General features: G+C 69.4%; 14 protein-coding genes. 10 read left to right on the top strand and 4 right to left on the bottom strand.

From position 1 onward, the window contains the following. The first annotated feature begins 33 nt into the window (after positions 1 to 33). From wecB to ADL15_RS16110, 3 genes are all read left to right on the top strand, one after another. Positions 34 to 1,218 carry a non-hydrolyzing UDP-N-acetylglucosamine 2-epimerase gene (gene wecB / locus ADL15_RS16120; RefSeq protein ID WP_067690795.1) on the top strand — a complete coding sequence of 395 codons (1,185 nt, stop codon included), beginning with the start codon at positions 34 to 36 and terminating at the stop codon, positions 1,216 to 1,218. Continuing rightward, positions 1,218 to 2,849 (top strand): DUF2334 domain-containing protein, encoded by a 1,632-nt coding sequence (locus ADL15_RS16115; protein ID WP_067690792.1) that lies wholly within the window; start codon positions 1,218 to 1,220, stop codon positions 2,847 to 2,849. The genes wecB and ADL15_RS16115 overlap by 1 nt, the downstream gene beginning before the upstream one ends. A gap of 74 nt (positions 2,850 to 2,923) precedes the next feature. After that, positions 2,924 to 3,274 (top strand): hypothetical protein, encoded by a 351-nt coding sequence (locus ADL15_RS16110; protein ID WP_067690789.1) that lies wholly within the window; start codon positions 2,924 to 2,926, stop codon positions 3,272 to 3,274. Here the strand turns inward: ADL15_RS16110 and ADL15_RS16105 are convergent. Then, positions 3,271 to 4,017, bottom strand: a complete 747-nt coding sequence (locus ADL15_RS16105; RefSeq protein WP_067690786.1) for a dienelactone hydrolase family protein — start codon at positions 4,015 to 4,017, stop codon at positions 3,271 to 3,273. The two genes, ADL15_RS16110 and ADL15_RS16105, sit on opposite strands and share 4 nt — an antisense overlap. A gap of 89 nt (positions 4,018 to 4,106) precedes the next feature. On the opposite strand from ADL15_RS16105, the gene ADL15_RS16100 reads away from it, so the two are divergent. After that, the gene (locus ADL15_RS16100) at positions 4,107 to 4,664 is read left to right on the top strand and encodes a TetR/AcrR family transcriptional regulator (RefSeq protein ID WP_067690783.1); all 558 of its coding nucleotides are present in this window, start codon (positions 4,107 to 4,109) and stop codon (positions 4,662 to 4,664) included. A 113-nt stretch (positions 4,665 to 4,777) separates the two neighbouring features. After that, positions 4,778 to 6,247, top strand: a complete 1,470-nt coding sequence (locus tag ADL15_RS16095) for a cellulose binding domain-containing protein (RefSeq protein ID WP_067690778.1) — start codon at positions 4,778 to 4,780, stop codon at positions 6,245 to 6,247. 81 nt (positions 6,248 to 6,328) lie between these two features. On the opposite strand, the gene ADL15_RS16090 is transcribed toward ADL15_RS16095, so the two are convergent. Then, positions 6,329 to 6,940: a TetR/AcrR family transcriptional regulator gene (locus ADL15_RS16090; RefSeq protein WP_067691006.1), complete on the bottom strand. Its 612-nt coding sequence runs from the start codon at positions 6,938 to 6,940 to the stop codon at positions 6,329 to 6,331. Between the two features lie 106 nt (positions 6,941 to 7,046). On the opposite strand from ADL15_RS16090, the gene ADL15_RS16085 reads away from it, so the two are divergent. The 4 genes from ADL15_RS16085 (at position 7,047) to ADL15_RS16070 (ending at position 11,842) form a co-directional block, all read left to right on the top strand. Next, positions 7,047 to 7,529, top strand: a complete 483-nt coding sequence (locus ADL15_RS16085; RefSeq protein ID WP_232344140.1) for a MarR family winged helix-turn-helix transcriptional regulator — start codon at positions 7,047 to 7,049, stop codon at positions 7,527 to 7,529. Continuing rightward, a complete protein-coding gene (locus tag ADL15_RS16080) occupies positions 7,526 to 9,106 on the top strand; it encodes an MDR family MFS transporter (RefSeq protein WP_067690775.1) in 1,581 nt (526 codons plus the stop codon). The genes ADL15_RS16085 and ADL15_RS16080 overlap by 4 nt, the downstream gene beginning before the upstream one ends. A 200-nt stretch (positions 9,107 to 9,306) precedes the next feature. Next, complete coding sequence (locus ADL15_RS16075) at positions 9,307 to 10,896, top strand: GGDEF domain-containing protein (protein ID WP_232344137.1); 1,590 nt, start codon at positions 9,307 to 9,309, stop codon at positions 10,894 to 10,896. A gap of 181 nt (positions 10,897 to 11,077) precedes the next feature. After that, positions 11,078 to 11,842 (top strand): SAM-dependent methyltransferase, encoded by a 765-nt coding sequence (locus ADL15_RS16070; protein WP_232344150.1) that lies wholly within the window; start codon positions 11,078 to 11,080, stop codon positions 11,840 to 11,842. Between the two features lie 400 nt (positions 11,843 to 12,242). Here ADL15_RS16070 and ADL15_RS16065 read toward each other — a convergent pair whose 3' ends face one another. After that, entirely contained in the window at positions 12,243 to 12,581 is a 339-nt protein-coding gene (locus ADL15_RS16065; RefSeq protein ID WP_232344136.1) for a hypothetical protein, read from the bottom strand. Positions 12,582 to 13,118: 537 nt separating this feature from the next. Here ADL15_RS16065 and ADL15_RS16060 point away from each other — a divergent pair. Next, positions 13,119 to 13,355 carry a DUF397 domain-containing protein gene (locus ADL15_RS16060; RefSeq protein WP_067690766.1) on the top strand — a complete coding sequence of 79 codons (237 nt, stop codon included), beginning with the start codon at positions 13,119 to 13,121 and terminating at the stop codon, positions 13,353 to 13,355. Positions 13,356 to 13,681: 326 nt separating this feature from the next. Here ADL15_RS16060 and ADL15_RS16055 read toward each other — a convergent pair whose 3' ends face one another. Beyond that, entirely contained in the window at positions 13,682 to 14,572 is an 891-nt protein-coding gene (locus tag ADL15_RS16055; RefSeq protein ID WP_067690763.1) for a helix-turn-helix domain-containing protein, read from the bottom strand. Between the last annotated feature and the right edge of the window lie 288 nt (positions 14,573 to 14,860).

Raw genomic sequence — 14,860 nt, 5'->3', positions numbered from 1 at the left:
CCGGTACGTGAAAGTGAAGGAAGGCTCCCCCCGATGTCCCTTCGCGAAGTTCATCTGATCGGCGGCACCCGTCCCGAGGCCGTCAAGCTCGCTCCGGTCGTTCTCGCCTTCCGCGAGGCCGGCCTGCTCCGCCCGATCCTGCTGGCCAGCGGCCAGCATCCGACGATGGTGACCCAGGCGCTCGCCGCGTTCGACCTGGAACCGGACATCACCCTCACCGTCGAGCGCCACACCGGCACCCAGGCCGAGCTGCTCACCGCGATGGTCCAGCAGCTCGACGAGCTGTGGTCGGTACGCACCCCGGCCGCCGTGATCGTCCAGGGCGACACCACCACCAGCCTGGCCGGCGCGCTCGCCGCGTTCTGGCGCCGGATCCCGGTGGTGCACCTGGAGGCCGGCCTGCGCTCCGGTGACCTGGCGTCACCGTTCCCCGAGGAGGGCAACCGCCGGCTGGTCGCCCAGGTCGCCTCGCTGCACCTGGCGCCCACCCCGCTGGCCGCGATGAACCTGCTGGACGAGAAGATCGCCGCGAGCGACGTGCTGGTCACCGGCAACACCGTTGTCGACGCGACGCTCGCGGTCGCCGCCCGGGGCCTGCCGTACGAGAACCCCGCCGTCGCCGCCGCCCGGGCCACCAGCACGAACCGCCTGGTGCTGGTCACCGCGCACCGCCGCGAGTCCTGGGGCGAGCCGCTGGACCGGATCCTGGGCGCGGTCAAGGAGCTGATCGCCCGCTACCCGGACATCGACGTGGTGCTGCCCAGTCACCCCAACCCGGCGGTCCGGGCCCAGGTGGACGCGGCGCTGGCCGGCGTGGAGCGGGTCACCGTGACCGATCCGCTGCCGTACCCGGACCTGTCCCGGCTGCTCTCCGAGGCGTACCTGGTGCTCACCGACTCGGGTGGGATCCAGGAGGAGGCGCCGTCGTTCGGCGTGCCGGCGCTGGTGCTGCGGGACGTCACCGAGCGGGTCGAGTCGCTGGACGCCGGATGCGCCAAGCTGGTCGGCTCGGATCCCGCGCTGATCGTCGCCGAGGCGTCCGCGCTGCTGGACAGCCGGCTCCGACGGGACGCGATGACGTCCGGCGGTAACCCGTACGGCGATGGTCGTGCCGCCGCCCGCACCGCGCAGGCCACCGCGGCCCTCCTCGGCCTCGCGCCGTCCCCCGAAGCCATGCCCGTGCTGCAGTCCGCCACCGAGATCGGAGTCGACGCCTGATGCGTACTTCCAAGGTCACCCGACGCTCCCTGATCGCCGGTGGCGGCGCGGCTGCGGCCATCGCGGTCGCGGCTGGTGTCGGTTTCCGATCAGTCGAGGCCGACGCCGCGGTCACCACACCCATCACCTCGGCCGGCCGGACCGGCAAGGGTGGTCCCGGCTCCGGGTCCGCCAAAACCCTTGTTCTGTACGACACCACGGGCGACTACGGCTGGCTCGGCGAGGTCTACGCGACCCAGACGGCGAACCTGAGCTCGCGCTTCGGCTCGTGGACCGCCGCACCGGTGGCCAAGTACAAGTCCGGCGACCTGAACGCCTACACCGCGGTGGTCTACCTGGGCTCCACCTACGACGAGCCGCTGCCGGCCGCGTTCCTCACCGACGTGCTCGCCACCAGCAAGTCGGTCACCTGGGTCTACGACAACATCTGGCAGCTGGCCGCGCGCGACGGGTTCACCGCCAAGTACGGCTTCGCCAGTGGCGCGTTCGACTTCGCCGAGATCACCGAGGTCGGGTACAAGGGCCGGAAGCTGACCCGGAGCACCGACAACAAGTCCGGGATCATGAACCTGGCGATCAGCGACAGCACCAAGGTCACCACGCTGGCCACCGCGGTCCGCCCGGACGGCACCAGCTTCCCGTGGGCGGTCAAGTCCGGGAACCTCACCTACGTCGGTGAGATCCCGTTCGCCTACGTCACCCACGACGACCGCTACCTGGCCTTCGCCGACCTGCTCTTCGACTCGCTGGGCGGCGGCACGACCGAGCGGCACCGGGCCCTGATCCGGATCGAGGACGTCGGGCCGGACGCCGACCCGGACGGGCTCAAGGCGGTCGCCGACTACCTGTCCGCGCAGAAGGTGCCGTTCAGCGTCGCGGTCTACCCGCGGTTCCGGGACCCGAAGGGTGTGCAGAACAACGGCAAGGCGCAGGACTACACGCTGGCGTCGAAGCCGAAGGTGCTCGCCGCGCTGAAGTACATGCAGGCCAAGGGCGGCACGCTGATCATGCACGGGTACACCCACCAGTACGGCGCGGTGGCCAACCCGTACGACGGGGTCAGCGCGAACGACTTCGAGTTCTACAAGGCGCACGTCGACGCGGCGGACAGCGTGATCTACGACGGGCCGGTCGCCGAGGACTCGGCGGCGTGGGCCACTAGCCGGATGGTCGCGTCCGGCGCGATCTTCGTGGCCACCGGGCTGGGCGCTCCGAAGATCTTCGAGTTCCCGCACTACGCCGCGAGCGCGCTCGACTACCAGGCGGTCAACGCGCTGTTCGGCAAGCGGTACGACCGGGGCCTGTACTTCCCGGGTGTGCTGACCGGCGCCAAGTTCGACTACACCCGCCAGTTCGGGCAGTTCTTCCCGTACCCGGTGCGGGACGTGTACGGCTCGGTGGTCGTACCGGAGAATGTCGGTAATGTCGAGATCGAGCCGTTCAACAATCACCCGGTGCGGATGCCCGCCGACATCATCGCGTCGGCCCAGCGGAACCTGGTCGTCCGGGACGGTGTGGCGAGCTGCTTCTACCACTCGTATCTCGGCACCGACCACCTGAAGGACCTGGTCACCGGGATCAAGGCGGCCGGCTACACGTTCGTGAGCGCCGAGTCGGTGCTGAACGGCTGACCCCGTTCGCCGCTCGTAGGCCGCCGTTGCCGTTTTCCGCAGCGGCGGCCTTCTTCACTACCAAGGAGACAGACGTGGACGTGGTGGACTTCTGGGTCCGGTCCTGGACCTCGGACGACCTGACCGCCGCCCGCCGGCTGCTCACCCCGCACGTCGAGGTGGAGTGGAACCTGGACGCGCCGGTCGACGACGAGGAAGTGCTCCAGGTGCTGCACCGGATCGCCGCGTTCGCCGACCGGGTGGAGCTGACCGCGCGGACCGACGCGATCGACGGCGCCGCGCTGATCTACGACCTGATCGGGCCGTTCGGCTCAGCGCAGCTCGTCGAACTCCTCGCGGTCGAGCAGAACCTGATCACCGAGGTGCGCCACGTCTACGACGTCACCGCGATCGACAGGTATTTCCCCGGCCTCTACGCCAACTAGAACGCCCGGTCCAGCAGCGCGAACAGCGCCGCCCAGTGCCGCTGCTCGCCCTCCGGGTGGTGCATCGCCGTGTCGGACATGGTGAACCCGTGCGGCGCACCCTCGTACACCTCGGACGTGTACTTCACCCCGGCGTCGGCCAGCGCGGCTTCCAGCTCCGCGATCTGCTCCGGCGTCATCGAGCTGTCGTTGTCGGCGTGTCCGAAATAGACCTCACCGGTGATCGACCCGACGCCCCGGTGCGGGCTGTCCGGCTGGTCGCCGACCACCCGGCCGGCGTGGAAACTGCCCAGCACCGACACCCGGTCCGGCAGCGCCGAGATCACCCGGAGCGCGTTCATCCCGCCCATGCAGTAGCCGAAGATCCCGGCCGGACCGGCCGCGACACCGTCCTGCGCGGCGAGGAAGTCCAGGTACGCGGTGGCGTCCGCGACCACCCTCTCCGGCGTGAGCTCCTGCATCATCGGGCCCAGCTTCGCGAACGCCGCGCCGCGCTCCTTCTCGTCGGTGAGCACCGCCGGGTCCACGATCGGGCTGCGCTGACTGCGATAGAACAGGTTGGGGAGCAGTACCGCGTACCCGCGCTCGGCCACCCGGTCGGCCATCTCGCGCAGCCGCGGGCGGACACCGAAGGCGTCCATGAACATCAAAATCCCCGGGTACGGCTCGGGCCCGTCCGGCTTGACGAAGTACGCGTCGGAGAGGCCGTCCGCGGCCGGAACGTCGATCGAAGTCTGTTGCATCGCCGCATCCCTTGAACCATTGGTCATGATCGGGGCGACCGTAGCACCGCCTGACGGGTTTACCGCCGGAACGTCGTATTCTTCGTCGTATGGCCACCCGGCTGCGTGCGGATGCCCGCCGAAACCGAGCGGCCCTGCTCTCCGCCGCTCGCGAGGTCTTCGCGGAGCAGGGCCTGGACGCCTCGCTGGACGAGATCGCCCGCCGCGCCGGCGTGGGCAACGCCACCCTGTACCGCCGTTTCCCCAGCCGCCGGCACCTGATCGCCGAGGTCTTCGCGATCCACATGACGGCCGCGGTCCACCTCGCCGACCAGGCCTGCGAGCACCCCGATCCGTGGGCCGCGTTCGTCGGCTACCTGACCCGGGTCTGTGAGCTGCAGGCCACCGACCGGGGCCTGGCCGAGCTGCTGGTGACCACGATGTTCGACGACGACGAACGGCTGTCCGCGCTGCGGGCCACCGCCCAGCGGCGCGCGGTCGACGTACTGGTCCGCGCGCAGCGGGCCGGGCGGCTGCGCCCCGACTTCACCCGGCACGACCTGTGGCTGGTGATGATGGCGAACGCCGGGGTCAACCGGCACGCCACCGACCCGTACGCGTGGCGCCGGCAGCTGGCCCTGCTCATCGGCGGCCTGGCGACCCGGTGACCGGGCGGTCACCGCACGGCTTTTAAGGATCTTTAAGGCTGCTGCCGGAGACCGTTAAGACGCTTCGGCGCAACAATCGCTCCGTCGTCTTCCCCGGTGATCGGAGTCCTTCCATGCAACGCAGCCGTCTGCGGCTCGCCATCTACTCCACGGCCGCGGTCCTCGCGGTCGGTGGTGGCATCGGCGCGGCGGTCGCTGCCACCACCGGTGGCACGGGCAGCCTCACCGCCAGCTTCACCAAGGACAGCGACTGGGGCACCGGCTACCAGGCGCACTACACGATCCAGAACGGCACCGGCGCCGCGGTGAACGGCTGGCAGCTGGTCTTCGGCCTGCCCGCCTCGGCGAAGCTCAGCACCTCGTGGGACGCCACCGTCACCACCAGCGGCAACGTCGAGACCGCGAAGAACGCCGGCTGGAACGGCACCATCGCGGCCGGCGGCACGATCTCCTTCGGCTTCGTGGTCAACGGCAAGGGCGACCCGACGAGCTGCACGATCAACGGCGCGTCCTGCACCGCCGGCGGCGTGGTGACCACCGCACCCACCGCCACCGCGACGGTCGCGCCGACCAAGACCGCCACCGTCGCACCCACCAAGACCGCGACGGTCGCGCCCACCAAGACCGCCACCGTCGCGCCGACCAAGACCGCGACCGCGTCACCGACCGCGACCGCCACGGCCAACCCCGGCACCGGTACGGGCAGCGGCGTGCTGGTCGCCCCGTACGTCGACATGGGTGTTCTCTCCAACGGCGGCACGCTCTCCGCCCTCGGCGCCGGTGGCAACGTCAAGTCGTTCAGCCTGGCGTTCGTGACCGCGGCCGGCTGCAAGGCCAGCTGGTTCGGCGCGTTCGACCCGCGGGCCAAGCAGTTCGCCGACCAGATCAGCGCGGTCCGCGCGGCCGGCGGCGACGTGAAGGTCTCCTTCGGTGGCGCTACCGGCGTCGAGCTGGCCCAGGCCTGCACCTCGACCAGCGCGCTGCAGGCCGAGTACCAGGCCGTGGTGGACGCGTACCAGCTGAAGTACATCGACCTCGACATCGAGGGCGCGGCCTCGGCCGACACCGCCTCGATCACCCGCCGGTCGACCGCCCTCGCGGCGCTGCAGAAGGCGAACCCGGGTCTGAAGATCTCGCTGACCCTCCCGGTGCTGCCGGAGGGCCTGACCGCGGACGGCCTGAACGTGGTCACGTCGGCCAAGTCGGCCGGCGTCGACCTGGACCTGGTCAACATCATGGCGATGGACTACGGCCGCTCCGGCCAGGACTACGGCGACCTGGCGATCCAGGCGATCACGTCCACCAAGAACCAGATCAAGTCGCTCTACGGCAACAGTGACGCGGCGGCCTTCAAGATGGTCGGCGTCACCCCGATGATCGGCAAGAACGACGACAACGGCACGTTCAGCCAGAGCGACGCCAAGGACGTTGTCACGTTCGCCAACGCCAACCACATCGGCTTCGTCTCCTTCTGGGAGATGCAGCGGGACAAGAACGCCTGCAACGGCGCGCTGTTCCAGTGCACCAACGTCGCGCAGACCGCGTTCGAGTTCTCCAAGATCTTCGCCGGCTTCAAGGGCTAAGAGCCGGCTCACCAGAAGAAGGGCCCCGGATCGCCCCGGGGCCCTTCTTTGCTGTCCAGAACTATTCTTCGCTCTCCAGAACTAAACGAAGCCCCGGCCGGTCTCGTCCAGGGACTCCCGGGCCAGATCGTGGAAGCTGATGTCGGGGCGGCGCTCCAGCCACACGTTCAGCGAGACACGCAGCACGGCCAGGAACGTGGTGGCGATGAGCTGCGCTCGTACCCCCAAGGGGTCACCCGGACCGAGGCGGACCGCAACCTCGGCGGCGAGCTCGCGTTCCAGCGCGGCGAACGTCTGCACCTGCGCCGCGGCCAGCGACGGATGCCGGCGCACCATCCGGCTGCGGGCGATCCACTCCGGATCGAGGTCGCCCTGCTGGCCGTAGAACTCCTCGGCCGCGGCGCTGAGCGCGACCCACGGCGACTCGGTCGCCGGCCGCTCCCGGGCCAGGCCCGCCAGCAGCCGCATCCGTTGCAGGTCACCGTAGAAGAGCGCTTCCTCCTTGTTGGCGAAGTAGTTCGAGAACGTCCGCCGGGAGACGCCCGCCTCGTCCGCGATCGCCTCGACCGTGATCTTCTCCGGCCCGTGCTCGAACGCCAGGCGCAATGACGCCTCGTGCAGCGCCTGCCGGGTGGCCGCCTTCTTCCGCTCGCGCAGGCCGGGCTGCTCCGGCTCGGAGGTCGTGGCGCTCATGCCGCCGAGCGTACCGGCGACGCTCATCACTTCCCAACGGGAAAACTTGCGCACTGGGCAACTTGAGCAGATAGTTGTATGTACCAAGCACTGCGAAGGAGCCGCCATGACACACCCCGGTGGCACCGAACGGCACCAGCTGCTGGCGACCATGCACGAGGTCATCAAGGCGGTCCGCCTGCTCAAGCAGGACCGTCCACCGACCCTCGCGGCCGTCCCGGTGGGCACCGTCGGCGTCCTCTCCGAGATCCGCGCCCGGGAGACCACCGGCTGCCACGCCAAAGAGCTGGCCGCCGACAACGCACTCGACCCCTCCACGATCAGCCGGGCCGTCGCCGCCCTGGTCCGCACCGGGCTGGTGGCCCGCAGCGCCGACCCCGCCGACGGCCGCGCCAGCACGCTGCACCTGACCGACCAGGGCCGGGACGTCCTCGACGCCGCACAGGCGCATTACGAGACCCGGTTCGCGGCAGCGCTGCGCGACTGGAGCCCGCAGGAGATCACCGACTTCACGGCCGCGCTGCAGCGCTTCGCCCGCGACCTCATCGACCAGCACACCCACGCACCTGAACTGGAGGCGGCGCGATGAGCGCTCCGACCATCACTCGCTCGGAACCGGGAGCGATGACCCACCGCGAGATCCTGGAGGCCCTCTCCGGCCTGCTGCTCGTGCTCTTCGTCGCGATGTCGAGCTCGACGATCGTCTCGACCGCGCTGCCGCGGATCATCGGTGACCTCAACGGCTCGCAGACCCAGTACACCTGGGTGGTCACCGCGACCCTGCTGACCGCCACCGCGTCCACCCCGATCTGGGGCAAGCTGGCCGACCTCTACAGCAAGAAGACGCTGGTCCAGATCTCGATCGTGGTGTTCGTGCTGGGCTCGATCCTGGCCGGTATCACGCAGAACACCGAGCAGCTGATCGCCGCCCGGGCCTTCCAGGGCCTCGGCATGGGCGGTGTGCAGGCGCTGGTCCAGGTCGCCATCGCGGCGATGATCCCGCCGCGGGAGCGCGGACGGTACAACGGCTACCTCGGTGGCGTGATGGGCCTGGCCACGGTCGCCGGCCCGCTGCTCGGCGGCGTGATCGTCGACACCGACGCGCTCGGCTGGCGCTGGTGCTTCTTCATCGGCATCCCGCTCGCCCTGGTCTCCCTGGTGGTGCTGCAGAAGACCCTGCACCTGCCGGTGATCCGCCGGAGCAACGTGAAGATCGACTACCTGGGCGCCACCCTGATCGCGGCCGGCGTCAGCGTCATCCTGGTCTGGGTGTCGTTCGTGGACAGCTCGTTCGCCTGGATCTCCTGGCAGAGCTTCGTCATGGTCGGCGCCGGCGTGGCCCTGCTCGCCCTGGCCACCTGGGTCGAGTCCCGGGCCGCCGAGCCGGTCGTCCCGCTCTCGATCGTCCGCCAGCGCACCACCGCCCTGTCGATCCTGGGCAGCCTCGCGGTCGGCATGGCGATGTTCGGCGGCGCGGTCTTCCTCGGGCAGTACTTCCAGATCGGCCGCGGCTACAGCCCGACCGAGGCCGGCCTGCTGACCATCCCGATGATGTTCGGCCTGGCCCTCGCGTCGACGATCGCCGGCCGGCTGATCACCCGGAGCGGCAACATCAAGCCGTACGTGGTGGCCGGCACGATCATCCTGGTCGCTGGATTCGCCGGGCTCTCGTTCCTCGACCACGACACCCCGCTCTGGTACGTCGGTATCGCGATGTTCCTGGTCGGCGCGGGTGTCGGCATGTCGATGCAGAACCTGGTGCTGGCGGTGCAGAACACCGTGTCACTCAAGGACATCGGCGCGGCCAGCTCGACCGTCGCGTTCTTCCGCTCGCTCGGCGGCACGATCGGCGTCTCGGTGCTCGGCGCGGTGCTGGCCCACCGGGTGTCCGACTCGATGACCGACCAGCTCGCCGCGATCGGCGTGCAGTCCACCGGTGGCGGCGACGTCAGCCCGCTGAACCTGGGCAGCCTGCCGCCGGCCATCCAGCACATCGTGCGGGTGTCGTACGGCGACGCGACCGGCCACATCTTCCTGATCTCGATGGGCATCGCGGTGGTCGGGGTCATCGCCGCGATCATGATGAAACCGGCCAAGCTGCGCAGCACGGTCGATCTGGCCGCGCCGAAGACGGACGAGCCGAAACTCGCCGTCACCAGCAAATAGTTCTCTCCCAGCGGCGCCCGGACTTCACCGAGTCCGGGCGCTGCTCCCATTCCGCGACCCAGATCACCTGCCGGAAACCGAAACCTTCTGTTGACAGAGAGCTAACCTCGGTTGACGGAGAGCTGATCATCGGCACGGTTTTCCTCAGCCCAGGCTCTCCGTGACCGATCAGTCGGCCGACCACGGAGAGGAGCCCCGGGTTGAACGAGCGTGTGATGGACGCCGAGGCGCTGTCGGCCGTCCTCCTCAGCATCGAGGACAAGCGATCCTGGGACGCTCGCGCCGAGTTGATCCGGACGAGCGAGCTCGAGCAGATCGCGATCGACCTCGGCGACGAGCTGCTCGCCATGCGGGCCCGGCTCTGCAAGATCAATATGCGGATGCGCTGCGGTGACCTCGCGGCGGCCGCCGAGGACATCTGGCACGTCAACCAGTGGGCGGTCGAGCACGACGCCCACCAGCTGCTGGCGCGCACCCACCTGATCTGGACCTCCATCCACCTGCACCTCGGCGACGCCGAGCAGGGCCTGGAGCACGCGGTCCTCGCGGTCGAGCTGCTCGACGACGAGTCCACCGATCACATGCACGTCTGGCACCGGACCAAGCTGGCCGACGCGCTGTATTTCGCCGACGACATGGACGGCGCGAGGATCCGGTATGCCCAGGCCGAGGAGGTGGCGCTCCGGCTCGGCTCGCCGGCGCTGCTCTGCCTGCTGAACAACTACGCGTACGTCGAGTCCACCGGCGGCGACCAGAAGCGGGCCAACGAGATCGCCGAGCGGCTGCTGCGGCTCGCCGACGAATGGCACATCCCGATGGAACCGGCATTTCTCGACACCATCGGTTCCATCCAGATCATCAACGGTGACTTCGCGGCGGCCGAGGAGACCATGCGCCGCTGCCTCGAGCTGCACGCCAAGGGCAAGTGGGACGACGCCAACGACATGGCGCAATACCTGGTCACCCTCGCCCAGGTGCAGCGCGGCCTGGGCAAGTACGACCTGGCCCAGGCCAACCTCGAGGAGGCTCACCGGCAGTGCCTCGAGCGCGACCTCGGCGAGTCACTGGTCCGCCTGCACCTCGAGCAGGCCGAGCTGTACGCGGCCCGCGGCGACTTCGAGGCGGCCTTCGCGGCGCACAAGGTCTTCTTCGAGGCGCACCACCAGCAGCAGTCCCTGCAGAAAGAGGCGCGCGCCCGGACCCGGCAGGCCATGTTCGAGACCGTCGAGGCACGTCAGGAAGCCGAGCGGTTCCGCGAGCAGGCCCGCCGTGACCCGCTCACCGGCCTGCACAACCGCCGGTACGTCGACGAGCGCCTGCCCGACCTGATCCGCACCGATCCGGCGCTGACCGTGGCCCTTGTCGACCTCGACCACTTCAAGCAGATCAACGACCAGCTCTCGCACGACGTCGGTGACCAGGTGCTGGTCCGGGTGGCGCAGGTGCTGGCCCGGGAAGTGGCCGCGGCCTGCCCGGAGGGTTTCGTGGCCCGGATGGGTGGCGAGGAGTTCCTGGTGGTGCTGCCGGGCACCGCCGTGCCACGGGCCACCGCGCAGCTCGACGACATCCGACGCACGCTCCGTAACCAGCACTGGGCGCCGATCACCCGCCATCTCCCGGTCACGGTGAGCATCGGCGTGGCCGGTCTGATCGATGCCGAGGAACGCGCCCAGGCACCCCTACTGTCCACTGCGGACGGTCATCTGTACGCTGCCAAGCACGGTGGACGTGATCGTGTGGTGTCCGCCGCTGATCTTCGGGGGTACGCCGGACACGCCTCGGCCGCCTGACCTCGCCGTCTCACTCCGTAGTCAGAAACGGATTGCGGGGGTTAAGTCGGTCAATCGTTGGCGCTAGGCTGTACGCGCTGTCGAAGATCGACGGTCGGGTTCGGTGCGCAAGGAGGCGGTCGTGCAAAGCAGTGGCAACTCCGCAACCAACGAGGTCGCCCCGCCCGGCGTCAATATCAACGTGCCGCACTCGGCCCGCATCTACGACTACTGGCTCGGCGGCAAGGACAACTTCGCCGTCGACCGCGCGGTCGGCGAGGCGATGATCCAGGCCATCCCCGGTATGCGGTACATGGCCGGCGAGAACCGCAAGTTCGTGCACCGGGCCGCCCGCGACCTGGTCGCCAAAGAGGGCATCCGCCAGTTCCTGGACGTCGGCACCGGCATCCCGACCCGGCCCAACCTGCACGAGATCGCCCAGCAGATCGCGCCGGAGACCCGGGTCGTCTACGTCGACAACGACCCGATCGTCCTGGTGCACGCCCGCGCGCTGATGCTCAGCTCCCCGGAGGGTCGCAGCGAGTACATCAGCGCCGATCTCCGCGACGCCGGGTCGATCCTCAACGATCCGATCCTCAGCGACACGCTCGACCTCACCAAGCCGATCGGCCTCACCCTGATCGCCGTGCTGATGCTCCTCGCCGACGCGGACGATCCGTGGAGCACGGTGGCCGCGCTGCGCGACGCCATGCCGTCCGGGAGCTGCCTGGCGATCACCCACCCGACCGCCGACTTCAACCCCGACGAGGTGAACACCGCGGTCGCCGCCGCGACCGGCGCCGGGATGACGCTGGTGGCGCGCAGCCAGGAGGCGGTCGCCCGCTTCTTCGGCGACTGGGAGCTGCTGGAGCCGGGCCTGGTCCCGGTCTCGGCCTGGCGGCCGGACACCGAGGTGGCCGATCCGCAAGCGGCGTACTACTGGGCGGGCGTCGCCCGCAAGCCCTGAGTCGTGCTCCCTCGGGCTTCTTCCACGCATAACGCCTGAGGCGCACCGGATCGGCCCCGCCCACTGCCCGGGCGGGGCCGATTTCTTTCCGGTGGTCCAGGCCGGCTTTCCACTTCCGGCCTTTTCCCGGTACGTCGGGAGAGCGGCGTCCCGGGCACCTTGCCGTCCCCGCCTCCCGCCCCGGCGGGGTCCGGCAAGCCTCTTACTTTTCCGCGGCCATCTCACACAACCCCTTGTGACCGCCGGCCGCGGCGTCTGTCTTTTCCACCGGCACTGTCGTTCCACCAGCGCTGTCCACCTCACCGGCACTGTCTTTCCACCGGCACTGTCGCTTCACCGGCGCTGTAGTGGAAGACCGAGTGGGTGGTCCAGCACGGGGAACCAGACCACCCACCCGGCGTCATACCGGCGTGTCTCGCAACACCCGAAGTCTTGGCCGTTTGCAGGCCGGTGGCACCGGGACGCGCCCGGCCCGGATCAGCACCTCGCGGACCGCACCCTCGCGGCCGTCCGGATCGACCACGATGCCGCGCACACCGAGCCAGGTCTCACCGTCGTGCGGGATCGGCCGGTGCCAGTCGACCCGGACCACCCGCATCCGCAGCGTGCCGATGCCATAGCAGTAGTCGGACTCGGCGAACTCGTGCACCGGCCAGCGGGGCCGGCTCGGCCGCAGCCGGTCGTCACGGACGCGCGGCGCCGAGGCCATCCACCGCGAACGGGCGTGCGGATGCCCCACGGCCTGATTGCCGTGACAACGGACGAGGTCACTCGCGCGCGTCTGACTCACCCTCCTCGGCCGGCGGCTCGGCGACGGTTGTCCCGCCGGGCCGACTCAGTGCGTAACGAACACTGCCGAACCGGTGACTGACCGCGCTGGCCCGCGAGGACGCGGCGACCACGTCATCAGTGATCGCCAAGTCCCGATGAACCGGTGGCGGATTGCCCCGGCGCGGACTCACGGCCGCACCGGGGTCACCCGAATCGGGGTGTTCTGGGCCGATGTTGGGAATCGACATGCTGGTTAACCTCTCGCTCGGACGCCCCCGCCAGGGAGCCTTGCGTCGAGGCCGCAGACGTCGCTCCGCGACCGGCCCGTCACCTAAAGATGTCACCCTGAGTGACCCTCCTTCGGTGCCTCACGTGAGTTATCATGCTCAGAATCCCGTGCCTACGCAAGGCCAGATGCACGTGCATTTGCATCACCACCGATTTAGGCATGCGGACAACACCTCCCGGGTCGAAGGGCGATCCGGGCAGACCGAGGGAGCTACACATGGCCTACGTGGTCAACGGCATGCCAGCCGGTCAGCTGCAGGACGTGACCTGGCAGAAGAGCCGTCGCAGCAACCCGAGCGGCAACTGCGTGGAGTGCGCCGTCCTGCCCGGCGGCGACGTCGCCGTGCGCAACTCCCGCGACCCGGAGGGCGCTGCCCTGATCTACACCCGGGCCGAGATCGTGGCGTTCCTGGGCGGGGTTCGCGATGGGGACTTCGACAACCTGGTGGCCTGAAACAGCCAAAACCGGCCCGGTCGGAACCTGCCGACCGGCCATCTTGACGAGCGCGTCCGCCAAGCGGACGCGCTTCGTGCTTTCCACCCCCGGTTCGCCCGCAAGCCCCGCTCACCCCGGCCCGGCTCGCCCGGGCACGACCGCAGCCCCGCTGGCGGGTCGCTGGCTGGCCCTCAGGGGTGCCTCAACGCCCTCGAGACACCCCTGGCCGCCAGCCGGAGCCAGGCACGCGGGCACGGCCGGGAGGTTGGCTGGTGCTCAGGGGTGTCTCGACGCCCTCGAGACAGCCCTGGGCGCCAGCCGAGGACCGCGGGTGGGGCGGGGGCTCAGATCGGGCGGCCGACCTCGTGGAGGAGTTTGCCGAGGATCTCCGGGGTGTGGTTCGGGGGCTCGGCGTCGATGCAGACCCGCTCCATCGCCATCGCGTACTGGTCCACGTCCTCGCGCTTGTCGAGGTAGATCGCGCTGGTCAGCTGCTCGACGTAGACCACGTCGGGGAGCTCCGGCTCGGGGAACCGCAGGATCGCGAACGGGCCGCCGGCCGCGGCGTGCCCACCGGCGGTGAACGGGATGATCTGCAGCCGCACGCTCGGCAGCTTCGACGCCTCGATCAGCGACTCGATCTGCGAGCGCATCACGTCGACACCGCCGATCGGCCGGCGCAGCACCGCCTCGTCGATCACGGCCCACAGCTGAGGGCCACCCGGACGGGTGAGAATCTGCTGCCGCTGACGCCGTACCTCGACCCGCCGGTTGATCTCCTCGGCGGTGGCCCCGGCATGCCCGAGCATGATCACGGCGCGCGCGTACTCCGGCGTCTGAAGCAGACCCGGGACAAACTGGATCTCGTACGTACGAATGAGCGTGGCGGCGGCCTCGAGCCCGAGGTACGCCTGGAACCAGGACGGAAGGACGTCGTTGAGTTGCTGCCACCAGCCGGGACTGTTCGCCTGCCGGGCGAGGCCGATCAGCGCGTCGCGCTCCTCGCTGGCGACCACGCCATACAAGGTCAACAGGTCCGCGACGTCGCGTTCCTTGAAGCTGACCCGGCCGAGCTCCATCCGACTGATCTTGGAGCCGGAGGCACGGATCTCGTACCCCGCGGACTCTCGGGTGATCCCTTTCGACTCCCGCAGCTTCCGAAGCTGGGAACCGAGCAGAATGCGCAGCACCGTGGGGCCGCCGCCCGGCGCCTCCTCCTGCGTACCCGCGCTCACCTGACTCCTCGTCGCCGCGTCGTGACTAGCGGAATGCAACCGGATGCATCCTAGAGCGGAGATCGTCTACCGCGAAACCATGTCAAGCGTAGTCCCGCAGAAGCGGATGCGCGCTCGGATGCACGTGCAGACGGCCTTGCGGACGCACTTGATGACGAGCATGATAGCTGACAGACACGTACCGACTGCTAACGCAGCGTTGATCTAGCCAGCCGTCTGAAAATTTCGGCTGCTCGGCCGAGGCGTCCAGTTGGCGCTGCCTGCTGGCCCCCCGATGCCGCCTCGAGA

The organism is Actinoplanes awajinensis subsp. mycoplanecinus (assembly GCF_001509495.1).
In the GTDB taxonomy this organism is placed as follows: Bacteria; Actinomycetota; Actinomycetes; order Mycobacteriales; family Micromonosporaceae; genus Actinoplanes; species Actinoplanes palleronii.
The sequence above is the reverse complement of the archived record's forward strand: the minus strand, read 5'-3'. Positions and strand labels throughout refer to the sequence as shown.

Coding starts and splice junctions, on each gene's coding strand:
- wecB (WP_067690795.1), top strand. CDS start 34: ATGTCCCTTCGCGAAGTTCATCTGATCGGCGGCACCCGTCCCGAGGCC.
- ADL15_RS16115 (WP_067690792.1), top strand. CDS start 1,218: ATGCGTACTTCCAAGGTCACCCGACGCTCCCTGATCGCCGGTGGCGGC.
- ADL15_RS16105 (WP_067690786.1), bottom strand. CDS start 4,017: ATGCAACAGACTTCGATCGACGTTCCGGCCGCGGACGGCCTCTCCGAC.
- ADL15_RS16100 (WP_067690783.1), top strand. CDS start 4,107: ATGGCCACCCGGCTGCGTGCGGATGCCCGCCGAAACCGAGCGGCCCTG.
- ADL15_RS16095 (WP_067690778.1), top strand. CDS start 4,778: ATGCAACGCAGCCGTCTGCGGCTCGCCATCTACTCCACGGCCGCGGTC.
- ADL15_RS16090 (WP_067691006.1), bottom strand. CDS start 6,940: ATGAGCGCCACGACCTCCGAGCCGGAGCAGCCCGGCCTGCGCGAGCGG.
- ADL15_RS16085 (WP_232344140.1), top strand. CDS start 7,047: ATGACACACCCCGGTGGCACCGAACGGCACCAGCTGCTGGCGACCATG.
- ADL15_RS16080 (WP_067690775.1), top strand. CDS start 7,526: ATGAGCGCTCCGACCATCACTCGCTCGGAACCGGGAGCGATGACCCAC.
- ADL15_RS16060 (WP_067690766.1), top strand. CDS start 13,119: ATGGCCTACGTGGTCAACGGCATGCCAGCCGGTCAGCTGCAGGACGTG.